General features: G+C 42.9%; 20 protein-coding genes. 7 read left to right on the forward strand and 13 right to left on the reverse strand.

Annotation, left to right across the window (positions count from 1 at the left end; all coding sequences use genetic code 11):
* Positions 1-16 precede the first annotated feature (16 nt).
* Entirely contained in the window at positions 17-1,375 is a 1,359-nt protein-coding gene (locus tag IGI72_RS15485; RefSeq protein ID WP_221692774.1) for an alpha-L-fucosidase, read from the reverse strand.
* 300 nt (positions 1,376-1,675) lie between these two features.
* On the opposite strand from IGI72_RS15485, the gene IGI72_RS15490 reads away from it, so the two are divergent.
* The 4 genes from IGI72_RS15490 to IGI72_RS15505 are packed head-to-tail and all read left to right on the forward strand — an operon-like array spanning position 1,676 to position 6,025.
* Positions 1,676-2,308 carry a DUF624 domain-containing protein gene (locus tag IGI72_RS15490; protein WP_015510403.1) on the forward strand — a complete coding sequence of 211 codons (633 nt, stop codon included), beginning with the start codon at positions 1,676-1,678 and terminating at the stop codon, positions 2,306-2,308.
* Positions 2,308-4,179, forward strand: coding sequence for a beta-N-acetylhexosaminidase (locus tag IGI72_RS15495; RefSeq protein ID WP_194193460.1), 1,872 nt, complete (start codon positions 2,308-2,310; stop codon positions 4,177-4,179). Before IGI72_RS15490 ends, IGI72_RS15495 begins: the two co-directional genes overlap by 1 nt.
* Before the next feature lie 18 nt (positions 4,180-4,197).
* Positions 4,198-4,695: a hypothetical protein gene (locus IGI72_RS15500; RefSeq protein WP_015510405.1), complete on the forward strand. Its 498-nt coding sequence runs from the start codon at positions 4,198-4,200 to the stop codon at positions 4,693-4,695.
* A gap of 25 nt (positions 4,696-4,720) precedes the next feature.
* Positions 4,721-6,025: an alpha-L-fucosidase gene (locus IGI72_RS15505; protein WP_115232816.1), complete on the forward strand. Its 1,305-nt coding sequence runs from the start codon at positions 4,721-4,723 to the stop codon at positions 6,023-6,025.
* Between the two features lie 239 nt (positions 6,026-6,264).
* Here the strand turns inward: IGI72_RS15505 and IGI72_RS15510 are convergent, their stop codons facing one another.
* The 8 genes from IGI72_RS15510 to IGI72_RS15545 all read right to left on the reverse strand — a co-directional run bounded on the left by IGI72_RS15510 (position 6,265) and on the right by IGI72_RS15545 (position 15,078).
* A complete protein-coding gene (locus IGI72_RS15510; RefSeq protein ID WP_195961323.1) occupies positions 6,265-6,765 on the reverse strand; it encodes a GNAT family N-acetyltransferase in 501 nt (166 codons plus the stop codon).
* Positions 6,766-6,916: 151 nt separating this feature from the next.
* Positions 6,917-8,218: a family 20 glycosylhydrolase gene (locus tag IGI72_RS15515; protein WP_438754736.1), complete on the reverse strand. Its 1,302-nt coding sequence runs from the start codon at positions 8,216-8,218 to the stop codon at positions 6,917-6,919.
* Between the two features lie 33 nt (positions 8,219-8,251).
* The gene (locus IGI72_RS15520; protein WP_074934089.1) at positions 8,252-10,519 is read right to left on the reverse strand and encodes a helix-turn-helix domain-containing protein; all 2,268 of its coding nucleotides are present in this window, start codon (positions 10,517-10,519) and stop codon (positions 8,252-8,254) included.
* A gap of 129 nt (positions 10,520-10,648) precedes the next feature.
* Positions 10,649-11,575 (reverse strand): ROK family protein, encoded by a 927-nt coding sequence (locus tag IGI72_RS15525; protein WP_060791536.1) that lies wholly within the window; start codon positions 11,573-11,575, stop codon positions 10,649-10,651.
* 531 nt (positions 11,576-12,106) lie between these two features.
* A complete protein-coding gene (locus IGI72_RS15530; RefSeq protein ID WP_438754737.1) occupies positions 12,107-12,643 on the reverse strand; it encodes a flavodoxin domain-containing protein in 537 nt (178 codons plus the stop codon).
* A gap of 33 nt (positions 12,644-12,676) precedes the next feature.
* Complete coding sequence (locus IGI72_RS15535) at positions 12,677-13,246, reverse strand: TetR/AcrR family transcriptional regulator (RefSeq protein WP_010749120.1); 570 nt, start codon at positions 13,244-13,246, stop codon at positions 12,677-12,679.
* Positions 13,247-13,527: 281 nt separating this feature from the next.
* Positions 13,528-14,709: an AI-2E family transporter gene (locus IGI72_RS15540; protein ID WP_005228027.1), complete on the reverse strand. Its 1,182-nt coding sequence runs from the start codon at positions 14,707-14,709 to the stop codon at positions 13,528-13,530.
* Positions 14,710-14,724: 15 nt separating this feature from the next.
* Positions 14,725-15,078, reverse strand: coding sequence for a PTS glucitol/sorbitol transporter subunit IIA (locus IGI72_RS15545; protein WP_005228025.1), 354 nt, complete (start codon positions 15,076-15,078; stop codon positions 14,725-14,727).
* A gap of 118 nt (positions 15,079-15,196) precedes the next feature.
* Here IGI72_RS15545 and IGI72_RS15550 point away from each other — a divergent pair, with 118 nt between their 5' ends.
* The 3 genes from IGI72_RS15550 to IGI72_RS15560 are packed head-to-tail and all read left to right on the forward strand — an operon-like array spanning position 15,197 to position 16,784.
* On the forward strand, positions 15,197-16,219 hold the full coding sequence (locus tag IGI72_RS15550) for a lactonase family protein (RefSeq protein ID WP_087628030.1): 1,023 nt from the start codon (positions 15,197-15,199) through the stop codon (positions 16,217-16,219).
* A 19-nt stretch (positions 16,220-16,238) separates the two neighbouring features.
* Entirely contained in the window at positions 16,239-16,589 is a 351-nt protein-coding gene (locus IGI72_RS15555; protein ID WP_005233740.1) for a hypothetical protein, read from the forward strand.
* Between the two features lie 33 nt (positions 16,590-16,622).
* A complete protein-coding gene (locus IGI72_RS15560; protein WP_005228019.1) occupies positions 16,623-16,784 on the forward strand; it encodes a hypothetical protein in 162 nt (53 codons plus the stop codon).
* A gap of 43 nt (positions 16,785-16,827) precedes the next feature.
* Here the strand turns inward: IGI72_RS15560 and IGI72_RS15565 are convergent, their stop codons facing one another.
* The 4 genes from IGI72_RS15565 to IGI72_RS15580 all read right to left on the reverse strand — a co-directional run bounded on the left by IGI72_RS15565 (position 16,828) and on the right by IGI72_RS15580 (position 21,946).
* Complete coding sequence (locus IGI72_RS15565) at positions 16,828-18,375, reverse strand: bifunctional metallophosphatase/5'-nucleotidase (RefSeq protein WP_438754738.1); 1,548 nt, start codon at positions 18,373-18,375, stop codon at positions 16,828-16,830.
* A gap of 176 nt (positions 18,376-18,551) precedes the next feature.
* On the reverse strand, positions 18,552-19,835 hold the full coding sequence (locus tag IGI72_RS15570; RefSeq protein WP_016609876.1) for an ABC transporter substrate-binding protein: 1,284 nt from the start codon (positions 19,833-19,835) through the stop codon (positions 18,552-18,554).
* A 16-nt stretch (positions 19,836-19,851) separates the two neighbouring features.
* Positions 19,852-21,144 (reverse strand): MBL fold metallo-hydrolase, encoded by a 1,293-nt coding sequence (locus IGI72_RS15575; protein WP_005228016.1) that lies wholly within the window; start codon positions 21,142-21,144, stop codon positions 19,852-19,854.
* Positions 21,128-21,946: a carbohydrate ABC transporter permease gene (locus tag IGI72_RS15580; RefSeq protein ID WP_005228015.1), complete on the reverse strand. Its 819-nt coding sequence runs from the start codon at positions 21,944-21,946 to the stop codon at positions 21,128-21,130. Before IGI72_RS15580 ends, IGI72_RS15575 begins: the two co-directional genes overlap by 17 nt.
* Position 21,947: the final 1 nt, after the last annotated feature.

Below are 21,947 nucleotides of genomic sequence, written 5' to 3' on the forward strand. Positions count from 1 at the left end.
TGTATTCGCTTTCAAATCAATGTGTATTTTTTTCCCTATGTGTCGAAACGCGAATCCCAACTGCCCCAACGTTCGGGTGACTGATATCCGACCATAAGAGATACGGCTCATCCGCATTTTTATAGACTGGTAACGGTTTTTTAGTGGCTAGATCAATTAGCTCGTCTTCTTCAGTTGCTCCGATCTCTGTTAAAGGAATCTGTTCGCAAGCGACTGCAGCGATACTGCGAAATGCAAAATGAGCCTTGCCGTCTTTTTGATAGGTCAAATACCATTCATTTTTCCAAGCTGTTGGTCTTGCCCGCGTTTCATAGATGCCTTCACCATATAGCGCCAACCAATGGCCGATTTCTTCTAAGCGTTGGGTCTCTTCGAATGTAAATTCGCCATCAGGTGTTGGTCCGACGCCTAAAATCAAATTCCCCCCTTTACTGACTACATCAATCAAGGTTTCCAGCAGTTCTTGGCTGCTCTTAAAAGTATCATTCGGCACATAGCCCCAATCATTTCCAATCGGGATATTGCTTTCCCAAACTTTTTTAGGAATTTCCGCTAATGCAGGAATTTTGCGTTCTGGTGTCACATAATTTTCATGACGGCCCCCCATCATCCGATCAACGATGATCAATTCCGGCTGTTTCTCACGCGCAATCTCAGCTAAACGATCCATTTGTAGGTCTTCTTTGCCTTGTCCGCACCAACCGGCATCTAACCAAAGAAAATCGACTTTTCCGTAATTGGAGGTAATCTCCGCAATCTGGCGATGCACAAACGACACATAGCGTGCCCAAATTTCTGGATGAAGATGGGTATCGTAACTGGCATGACGGCCTTTGACGGTATCATCATCCAACCAGTAAAAAGGAGAATACCAGTCAGCTTTAGAATAATAGGCTCCTGTGGCGATCCCTGCTTCTCGAAATGCCGTAAACACTTCTTGCAATATGTCGCGTTTAAAGGGACTTAATTTCCCGCCGATTTTAAACTCTGATTCCATTGTATTGAACATCGAAAACCCATCATGATGCTTTGTTGTGAATAAACAGTACTTAAACCCTGCATCCTTACAGATTTTTGCCCATTTGCGGGTATCCAGCTTCTTCGGTTCAAACTGATTGATCAACTGCCAATAATCCAAACGCAGTGCTTCGATGGTTTCTCGATAAGGGTGGTTTTCTCTAGCCCATTCATCTTTTTCAGATAATTGCCAAGACTCAACGATCCCCGCTTCGGCATACAGCCCATAATGGAAGATCACTCCGAATTTCAGGTCTTGAAACCATTCCAGACGTTGCTTGAGCATTTCTGTTTCTGGGACTAGTTCTTCTTGAACGTTCCCTTTGGCTTCTTCAATATCACCGCGAATCTTTGTCATTCATTTGCACTCCTTTCTTTGTTCTAAATGTAAGCGAAAAAAATGTCCTATAACAATATGTAAGTTTTTTCGCTATGTTAAAACGAACAACTTCGTCTATAAAAGGTGCAAGGAATAAAGCTTGATTTCGATGAACGTTTTTGGAGAAATGTAGCGTTTCAAATACATTTGCTGTGTTTTTCTTGTTTTCGATGTGTGATTTTTCCATTTACTCCCACTGGCTATATATCAATGATACGATTAGAACAACAAATAAAGCGGATACAACAAAACTTGTATCCGTAAGAAAGTGAGGGGCTTATGAAACAAACGAATGGTATTTATCATGTTTCCTATCAAGTCGGCGATTGGTTACTTCATTGCCTGAAGTTGCAGTTACTCTGGTTTTATTGGGTATTTCGATACGGGATATTTTTAGGTATTTTTCCTGCCACCGCTACGATTATCCAAGCTTTTTTCGATAGCTTCCAAAAAAAGGAACGACCAGCGTCTTTGAAGACTTGGTTCAAAACTATCGTGAAAAAAAATTTCCGTCGTGCCAATCAATTAGGCGCCATGCAAGCGGGTTTGTTGTTGTTCTTATGGTTGGAATTACGTATCTCTAGTACTTTTATCCAAAATAGCTTGATTCACTTTTTTTTGCTGCTGCTATTTATCAGTGCCCTTTTGATCAGCTTGTACCTTCTGCCGGTCTATTTGCGTTATGATTTGACGCTTCTTCACTATTTTAAACAAGCAATATTACTAATGGTTATCAGTGTTCCCCAAACAATTGCGATGATTTTGGGAATCTTAGTGACTACTATCATTTTGACTTTTTTGCCAATCTTATTAGTCATCGGCTTTGTTCCCTTTTTCCTATTCCCCAGTAGCTGGTTCTCTTTTCAAGCGATTCAGCGCTCGGAATCACTGATGAAAGAAGGACGCTCGTGATGAAGGACATTTTTATCCAAAGTAATGAAAACCTCGATGATTTTTTTAGTCACGCACTGCAAGAACTAGAATTGAGGGAAACGCCGAATGGCCATCCCTTGCGCTTGATTCATCGACCCGGTTCCCTGAAAATTTGCCACGGCCCACTAGAAACGATCATTTACTATCAAGAAAAAGCGCATTTGTTTCGGGCATTAACTTTATGGGTGCATGAAGATCGCCCAGTCTATGTCTTAGAAGAACAGCCGCATTTTGAAGCAATTGGACCAATGATCGATCTGTCCCGCAATGCGGTGATGACCGTCAAAAAGCTGGAACGGTTCATTTTATTAACAAGTAAGATGGGCCTCAATCGCCTCATGCTCTATATGGAAGATACTTATGAAATTCCTGAGTACCCTTATTTCGGACATTTGCGCGGTCGTTATACCCAAGTAGAATTAAAGGCTCTAGATACCTATGCCCAAGCCGTAGGAGTAACTTTGATTCCAGCGATTCAAACATTGGCACATTTGACGAATCCTTTAAAGTGGCAGTTCGCTGGAAATATTCGGGACACAGAAGATATTCTACTGGTGGGAGAAGAAGAAACGTATACTTTTTTGGAAGCAGCGATCCGTTCGATCCGTTCGTGTTTTGCAACTGATCAACTGCACATCGGTATGGATGAAGCACACCAATTGGGGAAAGGAAAGTATTTAGAAATACACGGGTTACAAGACCGGTTCACGATTATGGCCGCACACCTAAAGCAGGTAGCTGCGCTTTGTCGAAACATAGGTTTTGAGCCGATGATGTGGAGCGATATGTTTTTTAGAATCGGTGCGCCTACGGGTGATTACTACGATTCAGACGTGTGTTTTCCGACAGAATTATTTGCTGACCTTCCTGCGGTCAAAATGGTTTACTGGGATTATTATCATCATGATCATGCCTCTTATCAGCGAATGTTTGCGAAACACCGGGAATTAAAACAGCCGATCGTCTTTGCTGGAGGTATCTGGACGTGGAACGGTTTGGCGCCGAACTACGGCAAAAGTTTCGCCACTATGCGTCACGCCTTGCAAGCCGCCAAAGAAAACGATGTCCAAGAAGTCTATGCCACACTTTGGGGCGACGATGGAGCTGAAACACCAGTGATTGCTGCGCTACTAGGTTTGCAATATTTCAGTGAAGCGCAGTTTGGAAACGACCTTTCGTTAGAGAATTTAACTAAAAAATTTCAGCTTTTTCACCAGTCAATAGCCAACGACTTTTTACTGCTTGATCGCTTTGATCAAACTGCAGGTGTGCAAAAAAACAATCCTCACGGAGAAAACCCCAGCAAGCTGTTGCTCTACCAAGACTTGCTGTATGGCTTGTATCAAGAAAATTTAACTGATCTTTCTTTAGCATCCCACTATCAAACATTGGCTCAAGAGTTGGCTGCTGTGAAAGCAACACGGGACACACAAACGATGTTTGCCTTTTATCAGCAGCTGGCTGATGTTTTGGCACAAAAAGCCTGTATTACCAACCAGATCACCAGTGCCTATAAAAGCAAGGATCGCACCGGACTGCACCAAGCAGTAGATGCGCTCAGTGTCTATAAATCCGCCTTGCAATCCCTTTATGAAGCCCATCGTCAAGTCTGGTTTGACTGGAATCGACCTTTCGGTTTTGAAATTATCGATCTGCGATACGGCGCCTTGCTGATGCGCTGCGACACGACACTTTGGCGGCTTACTGCCTTCTTGGACGGGGAGCTCGATACGTTGGAAGAATTGACTCAACCGTCCTTACCAATGGTGACCCCTTTCAGCGGCAGTACTTCTGTGGGTCGCAATTTATTTCATGGAATCTATAGTGCGGGGAAAATTTCTGATGTTTAAAAGAAGGAGTGAGAACTTATGAAAACATCCTTGCTGCGCCGAACCGTCATCGTGAGTCTGCTGGCTATTGTTAGCCTATTCTTTCTCTATTTTCTAACAACCGGTTCTTCTGCTCCAGTTCATGCCCAACCTTCAGAAAAACTGGAGATGACAGGCAATATTACAAATCAAGCAGCGGCGGAGGCGTGTTTGGCAGTGCTGAAAGAAAATTTACAAGCAGCCTCTGACCAAGACGCGACAGCCTATGCCGCAACGCTAGTGGCAGCGGCACGAGCAGAGACGACCCAAGAATTAGCTGATTTTTTTGCAGAAGAACAGCTGCAGCACACGCTGCTTTCTTTTGAAGTTGTTAAACAAGAGACAGGATCCATGCTGGTCGCGGCTCAACAGAAAACGATCAGCCCAAAAGACTCTTCTTACCGTGACCACATCACAGAGGCTTACCATACCTTTGTCAAGGAAGCAGATGGCTGGAAAATTCAAGAAACAGTCATGACGAATACAGAATTTCTTTAAGTGATTGAAAAAGGAGTTATTTTTAATGAGAACGTATAAAAATTGGCCTGCCGACTACCCTGATCCAAACTGGTTCCTCCATGATCGGTTTGGCTTATTCATCCATTTCGGCCTATTCAGTATTGGCGCTCGACACGAATGGTTTATGACGACAGAAAAAATTGAACCCACCACCTATCGCGAGAACTATTTTTCTCAGTTTGATCCTGATCTTTTCAATGCAGAGGAATGGGCTCAAACCGCAAAGAAGGCCGGTTTTCAATACATGGTCTTCACGACGAAACATCATGAAGGCTTTGCCCTTTGGGATACCGCTCTCAGCGAATACAAAGTGACCAATACCCCCTTCAAGCGTGACCTCTTAGCAGAACTGCTGCCGGCATTTCGTAAGGTCGGCATTAAGATTGGGCTGTATCATTCGCTGATCGATTGGTATCATCCAGATTTCACGCTCGACGGCCTGCATCCGCAACGAGAGACTATTCAAGCCCGTCAGACGAATAACCAGCGTGACATGCGCCGCTATCAAGATTTTTTAGCTGGTCAAGTCACTGAACTACTGACTAACTATGGAACCATCGATTATATGTGGTTTGATTTTCCATATAGTCATCGAGATTGGGGATGGTCTAAAGGCAAAGGTGCCGCCGATTGGGATAGTAAGCGGATCGAAAAAATTTGTCGAAACCTGCAGCCGAACATGCTGCTGAATGACCGTCTGGATTTGGGCCGAGGGATTACCACCCCTGAGCAATTCCAACCAGACAAACCATTAGAAGCGGATGGATTGCCTTTGATATGGGAAGCGTGCCAAACGATGTACGAAACGTGGGGCTATGATCGTGATGCTCAGCACTGGAAATCCAGTGAAATGATGACCAAAATGCTGATTGACACAGTGGCAAAAGATGGGAACTTTCTTTTAAATATCGGCCCAAATGCTCGTGGAGAAATCAGCTTACCAACTCGCAGCCATTTAGAAGCCATCGGTTCATGGATGCATTATCATCAACAAGCGATTATCGGCTGTGGTGCCAGCTCTTTTCAACCGCCTATTGACAGTCGTTACACCCAAAACGGGAATAAACTTTACTTGCACCTCTTTTCTTATCCATACAAATCCTTGCATCTTCCAGGGCTTGCAGGACGCGTAAAGCATATCCGTTTCTTACATGATGGCTCCGAATTGTTTTACCGAGGATTTGATCCCGAGGAAGTTCTCACTTCAACGGAAGCCATCATCAACAAAGAGGACCTTGTTCTCAGCTTACCCGTCTGCCCACCAGATGTGTTGGTACCAGTGGTCGAGATCACTTTAAGAGAAATGTAAGCACCCGTTGCACTGTCCTAAATGAAGAATTTATTTATACAAAGACGTTGCCCTTACTTTCTTTACAAAAAAATGACTAGAAGCGGATCGCTTTTAGTCATTTTTTATGGCTATTTGTTCAAGAACTCCCGCAAATTTGCCTATACGAAAGTAGCCAACCAGCTTGTTGAACAGGTGATGAGAACATGCAGACGAGTTGCGTGCTTAATCCATCCTTAACGGTACTTACCACAGGAGGTTCAAAGTTCCTTAGACAAATAAAGAACAAGATCGTCATTGTTGCAGCAAGGCGCATTCATCGCACAATTCTGATTATTGAACCAAACACCAGATCCATCTGGAATATAGCCTTGTTTTACATACAGTCTCTGGGCCGATCCATAACCATTATGCAGGCCTACCCCCAATGTCACCACGGCAGCTATTTCTCGTGCCTTTTCTTCGGCTGCTTTTAAAAGCTGACTGCCTACCCCTTGATTTTGATAGGATTCAAAAATATTAAAATCCACAATTTCTGGATACAAGCCTTTAAATGGTCCGTGCTTTGCTAGAGGGACCAAGGTCAAATACCCGGCAGTTTTGTTGTTTATTTTGGCAAGCAAAACGCATCTCTCCCCCGCTTCTTGCTCGTTTAAATAATCAATCAAGAGCTGCTGGCGAGAAGGCCACCCTTGCTTTAAAAACATTTGATCCATTTCAAGGATATCCTTTCTCTTCAACGGTTGAATGTCTAAGACCACTTATTTGCTCCTTTTCTCCCCCTCACTCGGGGCTATGTTCATTCTATACAGTGTGCCGCTGGCATTGATTTGCCTTATCGTTAAACTTATTCATCATAAAAAAATAATAGGGATTATCAGGGATTGCTGCTTCACCCAATTCCTCTAGCAATCAGCTGAATGTCGCTTCCCACCCATCATAGAGCTTTTGAACTGTCTCTTTTGGCCGATTGGGTTCATTATAAACTTTTTGGCTAATGGCCGCTTGGAGCCAAAAAATCGCTTGGATCACTTCACGACTAGTCTGGGCCTCAGGTACATCCGCCCAGACGGATAAAGCGATCGCCTGTGTTTGGGCAAGCTGTTCCTGTGCAACTTGTTGTCCATTGGCAAACGTCGTCAACTGGAATTCATTGCTGATTTTTTCGTAGGTTGGATAAGTATAGCCTGCCGCTTCTCCTAAGACATAATAGAAAAAATTATCATTGTGATTGATCATGGTATAGCCTTTTTCAAAAAAGACATCTGCCGGCGCCATATTCTGGTTCCAACGGGTCCAATAGGAGATTTGGCAATTCTCTGTCAACGTTGTCTGCTCTTGGCGATTCAAGCGGTAAAACCCATCATTCCAAACCCGCACAACAAAGCCGAGACTTTCAACAAAGGCCGCCAGCTCATTGACGTAATCAATAAAGACTTCGATTCCGCTAGCTTTTTCCCCATAGCGCTCGCGGGCTGCTTCGACCATTTGCGGAAAGTTTTCTAAATGATCAAAATCAATAAACTCATCGGCACCAATATGAAAATAGGTGCTGTCTTCAAACAGTTGCGCATATTCCCGATAAACTTCCTGAATAAAAGCCACCGCTTCTGAATCCAAAATGTTCAGTGCTCGAGCATCACGCGTGCCATCGGCTGTCGGTAATTGCCACTCGGGCTTTTGAGCCAATACTTGCCGCAAATGACCAGGAGAATCAAAATCAGGGATAATGGCAATTGAATGGTTTTGAGCATACGCAATCAATTCACGAATTTCCTGCTTGGTCAAATATTCTTCCGAAACGATTTCTGGAAATTGCTGGGATTCAATCCGAAAGCCTTCGTTTTCCGAAAAATGAAGCTGCAGATGCGTAAATTGGAAGCAAGCCATACTGCGGACGATTGCTTTCAAATCAGTTAGAGAATAAAATTTACGCCCGATATCGATCATCAGACAGCGTTCTTTAAGCGCTGCTAGATAGCTTTTCTGTGCTAATTGACCTGTCGCTTGATCTCGGCCATATTTGGTTAACGCGTAAAAGACGTGTTCTGGCGAGGACACACTGATTGTTTGGGTTTCAAATCGAAAATCAGCATCCAGCTGCGGATCGACCACTATTTGCGGGAGCGGTTCCTTCGCCGACTGCCAACCTATCTCCTCAAAAAAGACGGCAGCTCGTTGCTGAGCTTCTTTCAAATCAACTGGTTTATTCATCTCATTCTTCCTCTTACTTTCAATAATTTACGTTCAATAATTTCTCATTTTTTGGTTCATTTCACGGTATTGCCCTGGGGTCACACCCACTATTTTTCGGAACTTTCTCGTATAGTTGGAAACATCATAATACCCATTGTTACGAATAATTTCTTTGATTGGCAAATCTGTTTCAATCAGTTCTTCTTTGATTTTTTTCAGCCGTAATTCTTGAATATATTTGGAGAAGGTTTTGCCACTTTCTTTTTTTACAAAACGGCTGACATAAGAGACAGATACACCTACTTCCTCTGCCACCGATTCTAGCGATAGCTGAGAGGAATGATAATTTTCTTGAATAAAACTGAAGATTTTCTCATTCATTTCCGACTCGTCATCCAGCGGCTGTTTCTGCACCTTTGTACAAATTTGCTGGGCAATCGTTAACAAGGCCGTCTGCAATTGGTTCAAGCTGTTGAAATCGGCACTTTCAGAAGCAGTATGCAGTACCTCTGCCCCCACCAATTCACCGCCGACTTGCGCGATCGTATTCAACAAGTAGTAGCCGTACATTTTTTGGACACGAGGAGAAGTCTGTTTGCTCTCGCCTTCTTCAATCAAACGTTGGATCGTTTCACTGGCAATTTCAATATTTCCTTGATTCAAGGCTTGGATCAATTTTAATTTTTGATTGTCTGGATAATTGATCGGTAAATGTTTGGTCTCTTGGGAAAGCTCCGCATAGTAGCTGATTTGCTTCCCTTGACTTCCTTGATTTTCCAGTGCCGCCAATCCTTCGATATACGATTCATTAATAGCCGTTAGTTGATCCACCGTCATCCCGACACCCATTGCGGGTGTTAGGGAGATCGCTTGGGTAATTTTTTCCGCGATAGCATCTACAATTTCTTTTTGTTCTTTGCCATCAACAAAGCCAACGGTCAATGCCAGCATTTCTGTGGACAAAATTTCAGTGGCATATGCCGTATAATCAGCTTCTTTGATTTCTTCGATATAATCAATTAAAAATTTCTTATCCCCTTGCTTGGCTTTGGTATCAACAGTTTTCGTATCAATGGCGATCACAAAATAATTCGACTTAGGAAAACAAACATGGACAGCTTCCAAAAGCAGAGCCAATTCTTGTTCTGAACGGAAACGTCCACTCATTAATTTGCGCAATACTTGTTCTCTCGCATGGGGTGTTTGTAAACGAACTTCCTGATGCAGTTCTTGGTGCTCAACCAAAAATGCCGCTAGCGTATTATGGACATCATCCATCGAATGAAGAGTCATTTTTGGATCACGATGAAACTCCTGAACCAGATTTTCTATTTTGCGAATCGGTCGATAACTGCGTAAACCAAGCATCACGACTGCGGTGATACCCGTAAACAATATGGCGATAAATACTAGGACGAACTGTTCTTGCACACGGTTGACTGAAGCCAATGCTTGATTTGGATTGGCGACAGCTACGACCGAAATATTCAATTCTTTGTTGGCAATCGCTTGAACAAAATACGTCGATTGTTCAAACCGCATTCGTCCTGTTTGAATGCCTTTTTTCATTCGCTCAGGATGATTTAAAAAGCGTGCTAACTCATCATTGGTGGTACTGGCTAATAACTGATACTCATCATTGATGATATAGGTATTGCTGAGCCCATCACTATTGCTTAAATCAAGGATTCTCTTCAAATTGTTTTCTTTGATTTCGTAGATTGCTGCGCCGTAAACGGTCATTTCTTCACTTTGAATTGGAACGATATAAAAGAAACGCGAATATCGCTGTTCTCCACCAGCACCTTCCAATGTCAGTAACGTCGGCGCTGGAGAGTCCAATTGTGCGACCAATTGAACTTGGTCCATATCGTTTTTTGGCAGTACCTTATTCAAGAATGTGTCGACTGACAGTGAGCCAACGGTTGAATAAAGGGTCGCCGGAGCTTCTTTATAATATAAATAGACTTCTTCGACTAGATCGTTAGTGATTTTATATGTCTGCATCGCTTCTTTTGCTTCTTTAGTCAAGTAAGGATGCTGTAGGTATTTCAATGAAACAACATGATCATTGGTCATTTTTTGGGTCAGATAATTCAATTGAATAAATGTATTTTCTAATGAATATTTCAATTGGATCAATTGATTTCTGGCCGTCAGCAGTACTTGTTCATTGATACTTTTGACAGAGGTATCATACCAAATCCATGACACGGCTAAAAAAGGCACTAAAAACACGATTAAATAAGAGCTGATGGCACGAATGATTCCCCTAAATAGTTTTTGACGATTCTGTTCCGTGTACTTTCTCACTTGCATCACCTATTCTCTGTTATTTCAAAAGCTCAAAAACGCTTTCATTTATCGGTACTTATTTAGGAGAAAAGAATGTATGATACTCTAATAAAATACGCTTTATTTTAATAAAAAACAATGCTTTTTTACAAGTTAGCTATCAGGCTTGTATTTTCTTAACCAGTTATAACAAGCGCCTAATAAATTTGATTCATTGCCAAAACGACAGGCACAAATGTTTGGCACGATAACAGTACTTGGAATCTGTTCAGCAATCACAGCCAATCGTGCGTTTACTTGAGGGATCAAGAAACGGCTAGCACTGATTCCACCACCAATCAAGATAATTTCCGGATCAATCATGTACTGTAGGCTATAGCAAGCTGCCGCCAGCTTATCGACAAAATCAGCGACCATTGGCAGACATCGCGGATCTTGTTCTTGAACCAGTGTATCAATGCGCTGCCCATTGATTGTGGGATCTCCGATACGCTCTGCTGTTTCTTCCACAAGAGTTCTGGTTGACCCTGCGATGCTCCAAAGTTCCCAATCCTTCGTTTCGGTCGGAAAAAGCATATAGCCAAACTCTCCTGCTAGTAAGTGTTTGCCGCGAACCAATTGATGGTTAATCATTAAGCCACCGCCAACGGATGTACCTAGGACAATTGTCGCAAAGGACGCACAATTTTGAGCGTGACCTAACCACTTTTCTGCCAATAACGCACAGTTGCCATCATTTTCGGCAGCCACTGGACATTGGTATGTGCTTCGCAAATGCCTAACCAGTCTTTTGCCAAATCCTTCATACAAAGGTGATGTCATCCCGATTTCTTGGCTTCGTGGATCAACCAGTCCCGTTGAGCTAATAGCAATACCATCAAATGTTGCAGCATAGAATGCATCGATGTGTCGACATATGCGTTGCGTGACTGTGGCATATTCCTTGTTCATAGGAAATTGAGTCAATTGTCTGCGTTCCCCTTGACTATTCACTAACCCACATTTAATAGCAGTACCGCCAATATCAATTGCTAAAATCCACATTTTCTTGACCTCACAAGGCTTTCTTTTATCTTGCATTTAGTATACGCAACCAACGTTTTCGGCGACCATATGTATTTCTTGCAACAGTGTGTCAAATCCGCCCAAGCCATAAAAAACCCCGCAACGAAAGATATCTTGCATTTAGAAAGAATATACGTTGTACAGAAAGTGATAGCTTATCTGCTTATTTTTAAAACACTAAAAAGATCAGGTTTAACGCTCAGCTTCACAAAACTGTTCATCCTGCAAAGCAAAAAAGAAATCCATTAGATACGGTGCCTGAGAATTTTGTCAGCAAAGGAAACAGCTACCCATTTTTTGAGATAAGCAATCTAGTTTATAAAACAAAAAACCGTCACGCATAAGACATCCTCTCATGCGTGATCGGCATTCTACTTAGTCATTGCTTTTTAGAAATAGATCGAACGATTTTTTAGAACTTAGTTGCTGACTCTGGGTGTCACAACAGAAAATCTATTAGCAATAAACTAACTTTGTTCTGTTCTTACACTCTGGTCACTCATTGCTCATTTGAGTCATAAAACCTCAATAAACGCTTGTGCTCGTTCAATACAGTCCCTGCTCCAAATAATCCACCAACGGACCCAAGTACTTTTTATCTGTCCAATCACAATCTTGTCCGTTGGCTTCCATGAGTACCTTCGTCTGTGGGTCATAGGTGTGAGGCGCTTTCTTAGCCGCAGCTTTTCTTAACATTTTCACTAAGTTTCGATCAAAGAAATTCATTTTGCTTTCCTGCCATTGTCCTCTGCCGTAAAAAAGGGGGATGTCTTTTAGCGGACCCGTGAGATTCTGTTCTCTGAGTTTTTTCACAACATCTTCTTCAGGAGCAGAGGCTCCCACACAAAAGATAAGTATCTCTTTGTCTTTTAGCTGGTTGGTATTCTTTTTTAAAAAGGACAGTCCAGCAATACCCGAAGCATAGATTCCCCCACAGAAGATAATTGTGTCATAATCCATTACTTCAGCTATTTTCGCTTTTGGGGTTTCTAGGCTGGAAAAACCTGTTGCATCTTGAAGCCAGTGGACATACTTTTTGACAGCGCCGTATTTCGATTGATAAACAATAATGCCGTTTTTCATGCGGGAACTCCTCTCTGCAGTTAGGACTGCACCTTATGGTTTTGTGCCAGCTATTGCTTGTTCTAAAAACGTTTCGTACGCTTTTTCCTGTTGTGCATAGATTTCATCTAGTGGAATACCAGGTGTCGTTACTGAGAAAATCGTACCGATTCCGATCGTGTAAATGAGCATATGCATGTGTAGCTGTTTGGCGGTTTCTATACTGATAGTCAAATCGGCGGCAATCCTTTGGGCTACTTGAGGATTCGTCTCCAACTGATACAGATCTTCTAATGACGAAACATTCGCTCTTTTTTGTAAGACAAAAATACTCAAAATATGGGGTTCTTCTTTCGCCAATTGCAAATACGCGTGTCCGGTACTGCGAAACAGATCCTGGGGGTCGCTATGGGCTTCTAGATACGCTTGTAAAAATTGCCGTGCTTTCTGCTCTACCTCTGTTCGCAGGCCCTCCATATTGGTGCAGTAACTATAGATGGGCTGGACTGAACAGCCTAACTTCTCGGCAATGTTCTTGACGATCACGTGCTCCATACCGCCTTTTCGTGCAATCTCAAAGGCGGCATCAACCACCATTTCCTTTGTTATTCGTTGTTTCGGCATTCATTGCCCTCCCTAAGCACAAGTTGCGTTATATAAACTCTTTATATAAATCGATTATATTATTTAGTTCCTTCGAAGTCAATTGGGTCCAGGCCACTATCCCTCGCTCTTTTTATTGAATAAAGAGTTGTCTATTTCTCACAAATCATCGTTCATAGGTTGTAAATCTTCCGTTACTTTCCAATGATTGCTGGCTCTTTTATCCGCACAAAAAAGGTACAGCCCACAGAAAAAGGCTGTACCGTAGATAATACGTATGGACTCTTTTACACTCGAAGCTGCTACACTTCTGGGGTGTCCTCTGGTGGCGCTTCGGGGATCGGTTCTTCCTCTTCATACAAGGAGGAAACCCGCGTATACCATTCAAACACATGGGTAATGACCACTTTAGCTGCCGCATACACAGGAATCCCTAAAATGACCCCAACAAGGCCAAACAGTTTTCCTGAAGTCAAGAGGACTAACAGGATCGTGACAGGATGAATCGACAACTCGTTTCCTAGAACTAATGGCGAAATCAAGCGGCCTTCAATGGTCTGCTCAATGACAAAGACGATCAGCACTTGGATCAGTAACACGGGTCCACCGACGATTCCTAAAAAGACCGCAGGGATCATGGCCAAAAAAGATCCTAAATAAGGGATCAAATTTAGAAATCCCGCTGCAATCCCCAGTGTGATGGCATAATCTAAGCCAATGATACTAAACCCGATCATAAACATCACTGCGACCGCAAACGCCACCGTCAGTTGTCCCCGAATATAGGAGGATACTTGATCGTTCATCTCTTTTAAGACGACCAGTGATGGCTGGCGCATTTTGGTTGGCAGAAATTTAACAAAATAAGGGGCTAGTTTACGGCCATCTTTCAGTAGGTAGAACAAAATAAATGGCATGGTAATGACCGCTAAAACGATCGTTGCAACGGCGCCGAAGAAACTGCCTAGATTTTGAATCGTGCTGCGGGAAAGGTTTTGGACGATATCCGTCAAAGAAGAAATCAGCTTCTCATTGGAGGCTTCGATCTGCTCTTGGACTTGCGAGAAGATTGGATCAGAGAGAATCTCATTCACCTTATTCTCGATGATCGTCAAGTAGCCTGGCAAATTATCCGCAAAGCTCATGGATTGCTCTTGGATCTTAGGGATGATCACCACCACACCCCAGACGATCAGACCAACCACTAAAATAAAGAGACCAAAAATACTGTAGATTCGTTTGATTCCCTTGCGTTCTAAGTAGTCGACGGTGGGGTTCATCAAGTAATACAAGATCCCCGCCAAAATGATTGGCAATCCGACGATGGCTAAAAATTGCCAGACGGGTTCAAACAAATACGACACTTTCGTAAAGAGCAGCAAAATCAAGAGAATCAATAAAATGACCAGCAAGCTGGTCACTGCTTGATTGTTTAAAAACCATTTCCAAAACCAGGAATGCGGCTTTTTCTGCGTTTCTTTCATGACATTCTTTGCCTCCTAGTCGTACGTCACCTGCATGCCGACTTCTAGTTTCGGCAGAACAGTTGGCGTTAAATAAATCGCACTTGAAAGCTGATCTTCAGCCGGCACTTCGTCAAAGACAAAGGTCACATGCTGGATCGTTTGCAGGATTTGGTTTACGACCGTCCCTACATATTGGACTTGATAGGTCTGATCACCAAAAGTGATCTGGTCCCCTTTTGTGACGACTAACGCTTGCGAATCAGGAATCGTTTGAATGACTGAATATTCTCGCAGTGTGTCGGTCGCTTCTTCTCCAAAAAAGATGATCATTCTTTCTTGCGAATCGATCGCTTGTGGACCGATTTCTTTGATCGTCCCTTTTTTCATATGACAAACTCCCCTTTCTATCTTCTTGTTTATTATAACATAAAGAGTTTTTCTACCCGCCCAAAACCGCATTCTATGGTAGAATTAAATAGGAATGAAACTATTAGGAGGTTTTTTTATGTTGCAAACGATTTATTTAGGTACGTACACTCGTCGCGAAAGTAAAGGGATCTATTCGATCGCTTTAGATACGGAAAAAGGAACACTGACCGATTTGACCTTATGCGCGGAAGAAAAAAGTCCGACTTATCTTGCCCGCAGTAAAAAAGAAGCAGTTTACAGCGTCACAGAAGTAGATGGCAACGGCGGCGCAGCTGCTTATACCCCAGACTTTACCTTGCTGAATACCGCAACGGAAGAAGGCGCACCACTTTGCTATGTAGCAGTTGATGAAACCCGTCAGCTTTTATATGGTGCCAACTACCATAAAGGTGAAGTGAATGTTTATAAAATTCTAGAGGATGGCAGCATCGAAGCAACGGACAGCATCTACCATGATGAACCCGTCGGCTCTCATGAAAACCAAGACAAACCTCATGTCCACTATACTGACTTAACACCAGACCAACGTTTAGCAGTTTGTGACCTTGGAACAGACCGGGTCTATACTTATGATATTTCAGAAGATGGCAAACTGACAGAAGTTTCCGTTTACGTGGCAGAAGACGGAACTGGTCCACGTCATTTGGTCTTCCATCCAACTAACCAATACGCTTACTTAGTGGGCGAATTAGACAGCTCATTGACTGTTTTACGCTACAATGAAGCAGATGGCAGTTTTGAGAAAATCCAAAAGGTGCCAACGATCCCAGCGGACTTTACGGATTTCAACAGTGGCGCTGCGGTACGTATCTCGAACGATGGCCGTTTTGTTTACAGCTCAAATCGCGGCCATAATTCAATCGCTGTTTTTGAAGTAACCGATGAAGGCGCTGGCCTGACTTTTGTTCAATCAATCTCGACTGAAGGCGACTTCCCTCGCGATTTCGATTTGGACCCGACAAACGATTATCTCGTTTGTGCCAACCAAAATTCTGATAACCTAACGTTATACAAACGCGATGAAGCCACTGGCAAATTGACTGTCTTAGAAAAAGACATCTACGCACCAGAATGTGTCTGCGTCTTATTCAAAAAATAAAGTTTTGGAGGATTCCCCCATGTTTGATAAAACACCAAAGGAACTTGTGCTCAAAGATTTTTCTAATATCTACAATAAATGTCAATCAACCTTTGAACTAGTGACGAGCCGCAAATACAATGAATCATTGGTCCTATTAACGACTGCAGAAACGTATGCGATCGCTGAAAAAGCCTATATTCGCTGCGATACTGCCAAAGAGCTGCAAACAGCGGAAGTCATTGCTTTCTTTGATGCTTTTGAGATCTATTATTTTGAATTAAAACAAGTCCTTTTTCATGATGACGATGATTTTGTTTCTTTAAAAAATCGTTTAGAAAAAATGAAAGACACTTACGAAGCATTGACAGCCTCATTTCATTTGTTATGATGAAATCAAATCAAATGTGAAAAAGGTGACGTTATGAACCAAGAACAAGTGTTGGATCGTTTACGAGAAGAATTGGCCATGCCGTTTTTCGAAGCAAAACTAGAAGACAAAGAGTATTCCGAAGAAGACTATCAACAAGTCAAAGCGGATTTGGTAAAATACTTTGATGACTATGTGCGCAATGTAGAAAATTAAGAAACAGCCTGCGATGATTCCTTCATCGCAGGCTGTTTTACTGTTATAACGTCACTAGAAAGTTTTGATTCGTCGTAGCTTCGATTTGAGGATGCTGTTTTAAATAGTCAGCAATCAGTTCCGTCATATCGACTTGAATCTCACGAACGATTTTTTCGGCAGAAAACATGGCGTAGTTGCCGCCACCTACTGCACGGTATTGGTTAATGACGATCTCTAATTCTTGATCCATCGCAATGGCTTTTTCTTCAAAGTCCAAGCGGGTGATTCGCTGACCGACGGGTTGACTAAGATCGATCGTATACTCGATGCCTTCATACATATCGTAGTTATAATATTGCGGTTTTGGCTCAATAAAAGCAGGATTGAAGACGATCTGACCGTCAACAACGGCTAAATAATCCGCCGTTTGTTCTAAAGCGGCTTTTAATTCGGCACCTGTTATTTTGACTACGGCTAACGTATTTGGGTAAATATAATTAGTGATCACATCTCGCATCGTGATGGTTGCGCCAAAGCCTTTGCCCTCATTGTTGAAAAGAGCAGTACCAGAAATTTTGGCGCCGCTGGCAGCCATCTGAACACGATTGATGAATTCAATATAAGGATGCTCTTTCAAGCGTGCCCCCATCGGATCGGTGATTCGCATATCCCCACTGACTTTGCCTAACGGCTGATCTAGCCAGGTTTGTAATTCTTCTTCGATGGGTGCTAACAAAGCCAACGTCTCTTGATCTGGGACAGCATCTGCAACAGGGATCAACTCAGCCGTACTGTTTGTGACATGAACCCCTGTCTGATTTTTTTCAACCGTCAATTCGATGGCGCCGATAAAGCTTCCACGATAACCGGGCTGTACAACGGGGACACCATTGATTTTTGTGGCGATCTCACGGTGCTGGTGTCCTGTGAAGAACGCATCGATTCCTGAGACTTCCTGCAATAATTGATAGCCCTCATTTTCACCAGTCAATAATTCGGTCGGTTCTCCAGTGACTAAATCACGCTCGAAGCCGCCATGGTAGCTGACGACAACGATATCGGCTTGTTCTCTTAAGTAAGGCACATAGTTTTTCGCTGTCTCAACGATGCTGACAAACTGCATCCCGCGAATCGTCGCAGGCTGTTCCCAATGAGGAATATATGGCGTCACCATTCCTAAGATCGCGATCTTTACCCCTTCTTTTTCAATGATGGTGTAAGCTTGGCCAAAGAATGGTTCTCCCGCTTCATTTAAAATATTCGCTGCGAGTACTGGTGTTTGGTAGCTGGCGATCGCTTCTTGCAAATAAGGCAGACCGTAGTTGAACTCATGATTGCCTAAGACATGGACATCAACGTCCAGGTGGTTGACGACAGCGGTCAACGCGGCAACGGAGTGCTGGCTTTTGGCGATGTAATAGCTTAAGGGCGAGCCTTGGATAAAGTCGCCATTTTCGATCGTTACGACCGGTCCGGTGGCTGCTTGACGTAGCTCTTTCATTTTGGTAGCAACTTTTGCCACGCCGAATCCTTGTTCCGTGTCATCGGCAAAATTGGTTGGATAGACATAGCCATGCATATCGCTCGTTTCTAAAAACGTGATTTTCATTCAAAAGACTCCTTTTCCCCTCAATAGACCAAAAGGGCATGCGCATAAGTCGAAAACCCTCGAAAGCCAGCATTTTCTGCTTCCTTGTGTCTTCAAACCTTATGGCACAAACCCTTTTGTCTTTCATTCTCAGGTGTTTCCCTGATTATACCCTATTTTGACGAAGAAATTCAGAATTATTGGTTCCAAGCATCTTCTAATTGTGGTTTCGCGTTTTCAATCAATTGATCGACATCTTGATCTGTATTAGACAAAATGTTTTCCATGATTGAACGCATTTCATTGTAAGCAGGATCAGCATTTTCAATCACTGGGATCGAGAACAATTCTTTGGTTGCATCTTCTAATTTGGCAGCGACTTTTGTTTCAGGATTGTTTTTGTATTCATCGCTTTCCAAAACAGATTCAACAACTGGCATGTAGCCGGTATCGATCGCCCATGTTTTTTGCGCTTCTGGCGAAGTTAGGTATTTCATGTATTCAAAAGCAGCGGTGCGTTGCTCTGGTGTTGCGCTGTTGAACATATACAAGTCAGTTCCTTGTTGCAAGTTGATTGGTTCTGGACGAGCTGCTACGTCATATTCAAATTTGCCTTCGGTATCTTTTTTAACAAAGCCTTCCCCTGCGATTGAGCCGACATACATTGCGATTTGCTCATTGGCAAATGGACCAGACAAGTATTTGTCAGAACCAGCGATTCGGAAGTAGCCGTCTTTAACACCATCTAGGTAGTAGTTGATGACTTCTTTTGATTCATCGCTGTCTAATTGCAAGTCTTTGTCAAAATCAACGCCTTGATTTTTCATTGCGATGGCATAGTAGTTGTTTAATGAGTCAAAACCAGCACCTACGACTTCACCGTTTGATTTTTCATAGATTTCTTGAGAAGCTTCTTTTAATTCTTCCAGGTTTGTTGGTACGTCAATACCATACTCGTCTAACATGTCTGCATTGTAAAACAGCATTTCTGTAGATTTGTTGAAAGGAATCCCGTATTGCACGCCGTCGATTTGTGCACCATCTAAAAGGGCACTGCGGATCTCTTCTTGGTCACCCCAACCGATAGTATCATCGTTGATGTATTCGCCAAGGTCAACTAGCATGTCATCTTGGGCAGCATTCCATAACCAACCAGGATATGCTTGGGTGATAGTTGGCAGATCTTTTGGTGAAGGCAAGGTTGAATTCACCTTTGCTTGCAAATCAGGATAGCTTGATTGGTTCTGCAATTCGATCTTGATGTTTGGATTTTCGTCCATGAATTGCTCGGTCAATTTCGTCAATGATTCTTCTTGCGCACCATTCATTGCATGCCAAAAGGTGACAGTCGTATCTTCGCTTAGTTCTGTAACGATTTCATCACTTTCCGTAGAACCAGATGAATCGTTGTTGTTTCCACAAGCCCCTAATACCAATGTCGCGGCTGCAGCTGCTGCAAATGCAAGTTTCTTTGTTTTCATTTTTTCCTCTCCTCTATCACTCTAAAATAATTTTTTCACCGCGTTGCGGCAATATTCTTTCACCATACGGATTCACCAGATTTTCTGGTTTCAGCGTATGGATTGGAACCAATCGTTGGGGCTCGATCCATGCAATGATCTGATCTAAATCAGCTGGTTTCGCATGTCCCGAGTTTGGCAAACGGACAAATTCGATCTCCAGTGCTGCCAATTGATCCAAAAAGACTTGATAAGCTGGATCAAAATCGCCTAACGGCTGCGCATCACTGTGAATATACAAACCACCCGTCTGCAAGTTTTCAAAATGCGCGACTGCTTGCCAAAGGTACTGGCTCGTGTCGGCACATAATGCCTGATAAGAAATGGCGAAGGCTGGATCGAGAGTCGCTGGTACTTGATCATCGATCGTATAGAACGGTACATCTTTATTGAAAATTTCTTTCAACAAAGCAGCTTGCGTCGCCTCTAAAACAACCGTCCGCGGCGCGGCTTCAACAAGCGCCATAAAGCGCTCGACATTGGCTGGATAGCCATTGAAAGTAATTTGTCGTTGGGGATTTTCTTTGACCAAACGCACGAAGGTCTCGATCAATTCTGTTTCACTTTCCACTGTGATCGCTTTGGGGTCCGGTTCTCTTTCTGGAAAGCTGATGCTGACCCCTTCCATCATCAATAGATCCGTGTGTTTGGCTAACTGACAGAATTCTTTGGTACGCTCTGGATGATAGCCATGCAAACGCAAATCACCGGTATAAGCGATAAAATGATCTGGCGTGCGAATCAACAAAGCTGCCGCACCGTACGCATCATGATCGACTGGAATGATCTCGACTTCGATTTCCCCGACCCGAATCACATCATGAGGTTCTAAGCCGATCAATTCACGGACAAAGCTTTTTTCTTCATGAGGAACGGGCAGCAAGAAGTCCCCTTTTTGATTCAACACTTCGAGGATCGCTTTGGTTTCCTTCAAGGTGTACATAGGAATATTTGGGTCTAAAAAGTTGATCATCTTGGAATGATCCAGATGGGCGTGGGAAAGAAAAACTGCTGTTTCTTGGTATTCTTTCGTTTCGCTTCCTTGGTACGTGTAGTCTAAGCGTGGATCGTAGACATTTTTCAGTTCTGGTATCCAGCGATGCGCAACTAACGTTTGTAATTCTTCATCTGGTAAGGGTGTTTCTGGATGATACTCCGAACCGAAGTCAAAAAAGATATGGGCATCTTTGTACGCAACTTCGATGACGGTCCCTCCAATCGTTAAGATCCCGCTATGAAAGGTAATCGTCGTTTTATCCTTTGATGCCATCTTTAGCCACTCCTTTAATAATTTCTTTTCTAAAGATCAAGTAAATGATCAGAATTGGAATGACGGTCAAGGTCGCTGCCGCCATCTGTAAATGAACATCGCTGCCGCTTTCTGTGGTAAAGGCAGCCAACCCATTATTTAAGAGGCGGTATTTTTTCTCATTCGTCACTAACAACGGCCATAAGAAAGAATTCCAGCTAGAGATGAACGTCAGAATCCCGACTGTCACTAAGGCTGGTTTAGACATGGGGATCAAAATTCGGCGGATATAAGCTAGGTCGCTGGCACCGTCAATTTTGGCTGCCTTATAAAAGGTATTAGAAATACTTTGTAAATAACCGTTTAAATAATAGATGTAAAAAATACTGGTCAGAAAGGGAATGATCAACGCACTATACGTATTCAATAAGCCCATTCGCGCAATCGTATTGTAATTGGTGAAAATGATCGATTCATAAGGAACCATCAATAACGAGATCATCAATCCGATAACTAACCGTTTGTATTTGAATTCAAGACTAGTCAATGCAAAGGCAGCTAGAATCGCAGTGATCAGCGTCGCGATAGTCGTCACCGCGGAAACGAAGACCGTATTGAAGAAGTAGCGTAAAAACGGTGCTCGGGTAAAAACTTCCCCGTAGTTGCTCCACTGGAAAGACTCTGGCATGATCGTCGGTGGAATACTGGTTGCTTCACTGTAGGTCATTAGACCAGCTAAAATCATATAGACAAAGGGAAACAGCGTGATCACTGCTAAAATTGCTAAAAACAGCATCGAAACAATCGTGACAATTTTTTTCATT

It is taken from the genome of Enterococcus sp. DIV1059_2, from assembly GCF_051713685.1.
Lineage (GTDB): Bacteria > Bacillota > Bacilli > Lactobacillales > Enterococcaceae > Enterococcus_D > Enterococcus_D casseliflavus.